This is a genomic window from Flavobacterium sp. ALJ2 (assembly GCF_015594725.1).
In the GTDB taxonomy this organism is placed as follows: Bacteria; Bacteroidota; Bacteroidia; order Flavobacteriales; family Flavobacteriaceae; genus Flavobacterium.
The window spans coordinates 1-3503 of sequence record NZ_JADNRC010000037.1 but is presented as its reverse complement, the minus strand read 5'-3'; the positions used below and the strand labels follow the sequence as shown (position 1 = coordinate 3503).

The 3503-nt window shown below is 26.5% G+C and carries 5 protein-coding genes; all 5 read right to left on the bottom strand.

Going from position 1 to position 3503, the window contains the following annotated elements; all coding sequences use genetic code 11:
• The coding region (locus tag IUY40_RS19570; protein ID WP_229335681.1) for a hypothetical protein at positions 1 to 213 on the bottom strand (213 nt) is incomplete at its 3' end.
• Between the two features lie 911 nt (positions 214 to 1124).
• Positions 1125 to 1646 carry a hypothetical protein gene (locus tag IUY40_RS19045; RefSeq protein ID WP_195738438.1) on the bottom strand — a complete coding sequence of 174 codons (522 nt, stop codon included), beginning with the start codon at positions 1644 to 1646 and terminating at the stop codon, positions 1125 to 1127.
• Between the two features lie 18 nt (positions 1647 to 1664).
• Positions 1665 to 2168: a hypothetical protein gene (locus IUY40_RS19040; protein WP_195738437.1), complete on the bottom strand. Its 504-nt coding sequence runs from the start codon at positions 2166 to 2168 to the stop codon at positions 1665 to 1667.
• Between the two features lie 291 nt (positions 2169 to 2459).
• Positions 2460 to 3074: a hypothetical protein gene (locus tag IUY40_RS19035; protein WP_195738436.1), complete on the bottom strand. Its 615-nt coding sequence runs from the start codon at positions 3072 to 3074 to the stop codon at positions 2460 to 2462.
• A gap of 15 nt (positions 3075 to 3089) precedes the next feature.
• A partial coding sequence (locus tag IUY40_RS19030; protein ID WP_195738435.1) for a hypothetical protein occupies positions 3090 to 3503 on the bottom strand: 414 nt, incomplete at its 5' end.

The following is a 3503-nucleotide window of genomic DNA, read 5'->3' as shown; positions in this document are numbered from 1 at the left end:
GTAACTATCAGTTTCAAATCTAAGAGCTAAGTTCTTTTGAAGATCGAAAATGTCTAAAAGAAAGAAAGTCTTTACTGGAAAAGACACTTTAAATTCAATATTTTTTAAATCAACAATAGCTTCAAACTGATGACGATTACAACTAATTTTATATCCCTTAATAATTCCGTTGAAATTGAGAGGAGCATTTTTAGGAAAAGAATCCAGTTGCAATTTTTGTGCTTTATTACCGATATTTTTCTTAATCCAAAGTAATATAAAAACTAATGGCGATATTCATCATGTATGATAATATGTTTTCATCTTAATTTATAGTTTGTGTCTTTTACTAAGAAAATCTTATAAAAAAATATAGTTTTTATTTGATACCAATATTTCTCCATTGTTATACCTTAAAGAATAAGTGATTTTGTTAATCTTATGGTTTTTATAAAAGTACTTTACTGTTAATACTCCATCATCAAACATAATTGCTTCTTTAATTAAGTTTCTATTATTATCTAAGATATACTCAAAGTAACTTATGACAGAATTTTTGGGTATAAACCTTGTTATTGTCGATGGAGCGAATCCTATTTTTAGATTGAAATATAATTTGATTTTTATTTTTTTATTTTTGAAAACTCCCAATGTTTGCTAGTAAATTTTGAATATCACTTACTTCGTTAGCTAGCATGAAAGGATTATCAATTTTAATGTTTTTTTTAATTAAAAAATCATTATAAAGTTCAATATTCGAATAGTAGTTTGAAGACAACCAGGAATTTTAATATTCGATAAGATTATTTGTATTTTAAATTTATTTACTGTTTAAATAAAGAGGTAAATAAATCTTAAAAAAGGTTCTTTTTGGTTTCTATTTGAGATGGAATACCTGTCTTTAAGAACACTGTAAAAATACGCCGAAATAGCGTGTTTGAAAAATAATACTAACTTGTAAATCAGTAGTTTCAGTAGTGATTTTTATACTTTTTCTGATTTTATTTTGGAGGTTTAAATTGAGATAATTGTATGAAAAAATCCCCGTTTCTTATTAAAACGAGGATTTAAGTATAATTAATGTTTATCAGGTTCTTAAGAATTTATCAAATTCAAAGTTGAAACATATTTCATATAAATTTGAATTATATAACTCCCAATTCCATTTCTCCAATAGAACTATACCAAAAATCGGTATTAACGTCATCTTTATCTACAGCTATTAATCTATCTTTTAATTCCTGAGCATATTTTTCATGATGTAAATGGTACTCTCCTAAAGTTTGAGGTATTTTTATTTCGTTGGTAAAACGTTTGAACACGTATAAATATTCAAGATAAGTTTTTAGATTTTTATTAATAGTATAGGTTCTTATTCCTTCTTGATAATGTGTTCTGCCAATTATTTGTTGAGTTTCAATATCAATGCACAATCCAAAAGGTTCATTAATAAAAGTATTTTTAGTACCAATTTTTAAATACTTTCCATCCAATAATTCGACATTTCCAAAAAACTCATAGTCTCCACCAAAAGTATTATGATTAGGCAAGCCTATTTTGTATAAAATATCTGCTGTTTCTTTTGATAAAGATTGGTTAATGATATCATTGTTTTCGAATGTTATCAAACTATTTGAAAAATATTCTTGAATTTCTGTTAAGTTCATTACTTGTTTGAAAAAGTCTTAATATTTGAATTCTACTTTGTAATCTCCATTATTCCATTCTTTTTTCAATATTTTTATCATGATATCAATTACATGAATCATATCATCTGTGTATAAAGGACCAGTCCATTCTACCCGCGTTTGTGGCCAGTCTTTTATTTCTTGCATCTTATTGAGCTTTTCAGGAAGTAATTTTTCGCCTTCTTCCTGAATTAATTTTTTTGCAACTTCAAAGACTTCAATTATTTTAAGTTCTCTCTCAGGTATAAAAGCTAAATAATCATCGAATAAAATAAACATAACTCTTTGTTGATGTCCTTTCATGATTTCATCAAAATCCTCGTAAATACCTAAGTACCAATCAGGTTTATTTTGTAACCCAATTTGTTCAAATGCATTTATTATAAATGCACTGATGATTTCAAATTCATATTCTCCAATCTGGAATCCTTTCTTTTTTTCGTAACTTATATAGGTTGTACTCGGCATATTAGTGTATAATTGGTTAAAAAATGATTTCAAATTTATCTTTATTATTTAGATATGATTTTTCAAACTATTATTCTTTCGGCTTGTTTTTGGAAATAAATTCTTTAAATGCTTCCATAAAACTGTAAAAATACGCCGAAATAGCGCGTTTAAAAAATAATATAGACTTGTAAATCAGTAGTTTCAGTAGTTGTTTTTATATCTTTTCTGATTTTATTTTGGAGGTTTAAATTGAGATAAATAACAAAAAAACATCCGTTTTTCTACTTTGGAAAAACGGGTGTTAATGGAGGGAGTAATTTTATATTTGATTAATTGTTACAATTATAAAACAGAAACATATAATATTATTTTGTCTTCATTTATATTCAGTTTTATACTGTTTTTAGTTACTGCTAATGAAGCGATAGGACTGTCTTTTACTTCATAAAGTAATACATCATCTTTTTCAACTTTAGTATATTCTTTTCCTTCCAGAGCTTTGTCGATGATATGAATTGGGACTTCTTTATTAAACTCTAAAAAAAGATTTTGCATAAAAGATTCACTACTCCAATATTTTTCTATAGTTTCCTCATCTGGATATTCTTCATTATGATATTGAATCTCCATAGCGGATACTTCATTCCTCATGAAATTGCTAAATATATATAGATCTTCACTTACAAACCTTTCCTTCCTGTTTGTATAAGAATGTAAATTTTTTGATTCTGCGTCTAATGAAATTGTATGAGTAAATCTTGTTCTGGGGTATTTATCTTTATAGATGTAAATCATTAAATAAATAAGCTCTTCAAATGAGCAGGTTTTAGAATAATTATCAAAATGCTCTTCATCGTTGTAAAACTTATCGTAATATAAATTTCTTCTATTGAAATAAATTTCTTCAGTATAATCAAAGTCAAAGTATAAAAAATCTAGTTTTGGCAATTTTTTCATTCTTTTATTTTTATTTTAAATGGTGAATTTAGTGTATTCTAGATAATCTTCAAATTCTTTAAGTAAGGTTTCTGCATAAAACTGTGCCCTTTCAATGTTATTACCACCATTTGTATATTTCGTGAGGTGAAGAGTAGGGTATCTTGATTTCATTTTATTATTCACTTTATTAATTATGAGTTCATATGCATCTTTAGAGGGATAAGGCTTTTTTCTTTTTAAACTGTAATCTACACCAGAACTACCTACAGCACGAATTTCTTTTAAATTATATTCTATAGCTATGAGTATGTCTGATGGGCTCAATGCTGAATTGCCAAAATGGTTATGAGTTAGTATTAAGTCACCGGCTTGTCCACCATTTTTCAAAATCTGTCGCCTTGCTTGGATAACTTGAATACGTTCAATTTTTAAACTAGCCTTTTCAAT